This is a genomic window from Methanobrevibacter oralis, from assembly GCF_001639275.1.
In the GTDB taxonomy this organism is placed as follows: Archaea; Methanobacteriota; Methanobacteria; order Methanobacteriales; family Methanobacteriaceae; genus Methanocatella; species Methanocatella oralis.
This window is the reverse complement of record NZ_LWMU01000102.1, coordinates 1-4,656: the sequence shown is the minus strand read 5'-3', so window position 1 is coordinate 4,656 and position 4,656 is coordinate 1. Positions and strand designations below refer to the sequence as shown.

The following is a 4,656-nucleotide window of genomic DNA, read 5'->3' as shown; positions in this document are numbered from 1 at the left end:
GGAAATACACTAGATAAACACACAAAAAGAATTTATAGAACACCAGAAGGAATATTTAACTACATCATGGCAAGAAAAAATGGTTGGATAGAAAACCAAAAAAAAGTCCTAACAAATTGACAGTCCCTGCATTTAGGCAAATATAAATAATAATAATAATAAAATTTTACCTGATAACTTAATTTTTAAGTTAATATTTTATGAGGTTAAACTATGGTAAGTGTAAACTTAGAAGCTAAAAAAACCGTAGATGTAATGATTGAAAAAGCAGATGAATTAAATATTGATATTGTAACATTAGCTAATGGTGCTACTGTTCTTGACTGTGGTGTTAATGTAGATGGAAGTTTTAAAGCAGGTGAACTTTATACTAAAGTCTGTCTTGGTGGTCTTGCTGATGTTGGAATTTCAATTCCAGGTGATTTATCTGAAAAATTTGCTCTTCCTTCTGTAAAAATTAAAACTGATTCACCTTCTATTTCAACTTTAGGTTCTCAAAAAGCAGGTTGGTCTGTATCTGTTGGAGATTTCTTTGCATTAGGATCAGGTCCTGCAAGAGCAATAACTAAAAAACCAGCAGAAACTTATGAAGAAATTAATTATGAAGATAGTGAAGCTGATTTGGCTATTTTAACTTTAGAAGCAGATGTATTGCCTGGGGGTGATGTTGCCCAATACATTGCTGATGAATGTAATGTTGATGTTAAAAATGTATATTTACTTGTGGCTCCTACTTCTTCTCTTGTTGGTTCTATTCAAATTTCTGGAAGAGTTGTTGAGAACGGAACTTATAAAATGTTAGAGGCTATTAAATTTGATGTAACTAAAGTAAAACATGCTGCAGGTATTGCGCCTATTGCGCCTATTGATCCAGATGGATTAAAAGCAATGGGTAAAACTAATGATGCAGTATTATTTGGTGGAAGAACTTATTACTATGTTGAATCTGATGAATCTGATGATATTGCTGATATTGCAGCTAAATTACCATCTTCTGCTGCTGATGGATATGGAAAACCATTCTTTGATGTATTTAAAGAAGCTGAATTTGATTTTTATAAAATAGATAAAGGAATGTTTGCTCCTGCGGAAGTTGTTATTAATGATCTAACTAGTGGTAAAATATATAAAGAAGGATTCGTAAATGTTGATTTACTTAAAAAATCATTTGGCCTTGATGAATAACTATTCATCATTTATTCTTTTTTTAAAAACAATTTGAATTAATTTTAAATACTAGTTTTATTAAATATGTTATTATCTTTAAATTAAAAGGTGATTAATCATGAATATAAGTGAAATGTTGGGAGATTCTTTTAGATATGCAATTTCTGATTATCAGAAATTTTTAATTTTTGGCGTAATAGTTGTATTAGCTAATTTACAAATTATTTTTTCTAATTGGGCAATTGAGAATTATATTGTTATTATTAGTTCTATTATTAGTTTAATATTCTCATTTGTATTTTTAGGATATCTTGTAAGTATGGTTAGAGACACTATAAATAATATTGATGAAATGCCTGATTTGGATTTTGGTAGTAATATTGTTGAAGGTATAAAAGCAATTATTTTAACTATTGTTTATTACATTATTCCTTTTATTATCACTATATTAGTAGCTATTTTAACTGGTGTTTTTGATTCTTCTTTAAAAATTTATTCAATAGCTATGGAAGGTTTTGCTAGTAATACTACTGATTTACAAGCATATATTTTAACTAATGTTCCTCAAACTACTTTTGAAACTTTGTTTATCTCAATGGTCATTACTATTATTGTTGGAATTATTTTATTTATTATATTCAGTATTTTTTCAACTATTGGATTTGCTAGATTTGCTAAATATAAAAGTTTAAGTGAAGGATTAAGTATTGGAAAAGTATTTGATGATATTAAAACTATTGGTATTGGTAGAATTATAGGGTGGATTATTGTTTTAATTATTATAGCATTTGTTATTGGATTTATAATTGGAATTCTTAATATGATACCTTATATTGGAGTTATTTTATCTTATTTAGTTGGATATACATTACTTTATATTATATGTTACAGGTCATTAGGTTTAGTATATAAAAATGCTTAAATTTTTATTTTTATTTTTTTTAAATTTAAAATCTTTTTTCCTTTTTCAGCATGGCTCTTTCAAAAACTTTGTTGATTTTCAAAATCGTTTTTTCGATTTTGGTTCCAAATTAAATTTCTGCGATATATTCGTTTTAAAACTCCTCTTTTGGTCTTGAATGTTCGTTTTCTTGATTTTGGCATTGTTTTTTTGGAAAGCATTTTCAATTTCGTTACTTGATTTTTCAATTTTTATCTTTTAAGTGATAAATGAAGCTTTTATATCTTGGTACTATTGATTTTCTAATTATTTGATAAATAACTGGATGAAACTCATCTTTACGATAAATTAATGATTTTACTTCATTTTTAAATTCATCATAGTCATTTAAATCGAATAAATCTTTGATTGTTTTTAGTTGTTTGTGACATTCTTTATATTCTTTGTCTGAAAGACAGTTATTGTCTTTAAAATTTTTTAATTATTTATTTAAGCTTTTTTTAGTATGAAAAATACATAATTGGTGTTTAAAACCTAGTTTTGGTATAATCGAGGAAGATTTTTTTATCTAAATCTGTTGTGATTGCAATTTTATTTTTATTTGCGGTAGATTCTCTTAAAAACTTTTCAACAGTCGTTTCATCATCAGTATCGTAAATTGCATCAGCTACAATACAATTTGAAATAGAATCAAGTAATGTGTGGCGATATTTCCATTTTCCATTGATTTTCATCCATTCTACATCAAAGACATAATAACCCGAGCAACGTCCTAAATCAAATTCTAAAAATGTTTTCATTAACAAAAAGCCAATTTTCAATTGTTTGGTGTGAAACATTTATTCTAAAAAACTTTTTAAAGGATTTACAAACATTTTTCAAACTTTCCAGATAATCTGAAATTAAATGTTCAGATTCACTTTTCAATTCGTTCGTAAAATTGCTATTTTTATTAACAAGACTCGTTAAATCAGTTTAAAATGTTTTACCACAACGTTTGCAGATATAACGCTGAACCTTCACCATAGTTTTACCAATTTCTTTAAATACTAAAGTTCTTTTTGTAAAAACCATATTTAACAACATGACGAGTTCCACAATGAGGACATCTAGCTAAACTCATTTTAAAATAAGGAACATCCTTTTTAAAAACTTAAATCAAAAGATTTCAGAGCCTTTTGACAGGATTTAAAAATTTTCACAAAACAAGGGTCAGAAAGGACAAATCTATCATCAGAATCGCAAAATATATATTGTTTAACATCTAAAATACTATTTGGAGTACTTATTTTTTGGTTTTGCATAATAAAAACTTTTACTCCAACTTTTTATTAAATTTAACTATTTTTAAGCGGAATTATAAATTCAAAACTAACTTTTATCAAAAAATTTCAAATCAACAAAGTTTTTGAAAGAGCCTTTAGCACTCATGTAAAGTTAAGCATATTTTGTAAAATTTTATTTTATTTTTTTTAGGCTTTTCTGTTGTTGGATTGGAATCTTGAGTTGCTGTCTCCTGTGTGTCATTCGGAATCTTTTATTCGTTTATCGTGTTTTAGTACTAATCTTTGGTTGGTTAGTAATTTTTCTTTTAAAAACACACTAATCGTTGATTTTTAAGGTTTCTTATCATTCAAAATATAATTAACAGATTCATCATATTATTATTAATCCAATTAACCAATCTTCTACAACTAAAACAATTATCACATATTTATAATTAGCTACTTTTAAATAATTACAATTAAAATAAATCTTTAATCAAAAGAAAATTAATAAAAAAATAAAAATTAGAAGAAAATATTTATTGAACAGTCTCATAAAGAATTATTCAATAGATAAAAACATGAATAAAAAATCTTAACTTTATATGAGTGCCGAAGTTTTAAAAAATTACTTAATAAAAGATTTTTTCCCAGAATACAAAAAATTCCCATGGTTCCTTAAGGAGGAATTTAAAGGAAAATTAACAAGAACTAACAATAATTCTGAAATGTACTTCCACGCAACACTACCAAAAGCTGAGAAAAAACGATATAGAACTAAAAATGGAGTATTTAATCAAATATCCAACAGAAAAAATGGCTGGATGAAAAAAATAAAATCCCAACTAACAAAATGACAAATCCCGAATATCTATTTTTAGGGACTGTCAATTTGTTAGGACTTTTGTTGATATTTAGTGTTTATTTTTACAAAGTCCTTTTTCCAGTCTTTTTTTATTTTTTTATTTTTTTATTTTTCGACTTTGTTGAAATCCTATATTTTACACTTGAAATTTCACATCGACTTTGTTTTTTATGATGTTAAAATTCGTGTTTTTCTTGTTTTAGTATATAATTCTTTTTATTTTTTTATACTTGAAATATTACTGAGTATTTTTTAAAAATAACTATTAATAAGTTATTTATAGTTAAATGGAGAATATATATTATTATGAATCAAAAAAACACACATTCTCCAAGTATACTTAGGTTTTCAGAGCATAAAAGTCTTTTGGATTTTGGCTTTAAAAAGCAGACAAAAAAATTTTTCAAAAAATATGAAAACGCATGTAAAACAGATAATAAGCATAATGAATTGATAAA

Annotated in this window: 4 protein-coding genes; 3 read left to right on the top strand and 1 reads right to left on the bottom strand. The window is 25.6% G+C overall.

Annotation, left to right across the window (positions count from 1 at the left end; genetic code table 11):
- The first annotated feature begins 213 nt into the window (after positions 1-213).
- Together mch and MBORA_RS08260 are read left to right on the top strand one after the other, a co-directional pair.
- Entirely contained in the window at positions 214-1,185 is a 972-nt protein-coding gene (gene mch, locus MBORA_RS08265) for a methenyltetrahydromethanopterin cyclohydrolase (RefSeq protein WP_042694646.1), read from the top strand.
- A 100-nt stretch (positions 1,186-1,285) separates the two neighbouring features.
- On the top strand, positions 1,286-2,089 hold the full coding sequence (locus MBORA_RS08260) for a DUF4013 domain-containing protein (RefSeq protein WP_042694647.1): 804 nt from the start codon (positions 1,286-1,288) through the stop codon (positions 2,087-2,089).
- 506 nt (positions 2,090-2,595) lie between these two features.
- Here MBORA_RS08260 and MBORA_RS08255 read toward each other — a convergent pair.
- A complete protein-coding gene (locus MBORA_RS08255; RefSeq protein ID WP_042694649.1) occupies positions 2,596-2,868 on the bottom strand; it encodes a hypothetical protein in 273 nt (90 codons plus the stop codon).
- Positions 2,869-3,938: 1,070 nt separating this feature from the next.
- Here MBORA_RS08255 and MBORA_RS08250 point away from each other — a divergent pair.
- Complete coding sequence (locus MBORA_RS08250; protein ID WP_042694651.1) at positions 3,939-4,190, top strand: hypothetical protein; 252 nt, start codon at positions 3,939-3,941, stop codon at positions 4,188-4,190.
- Positions 4,191-4,656: the final 466 nt, after the last annotated feature.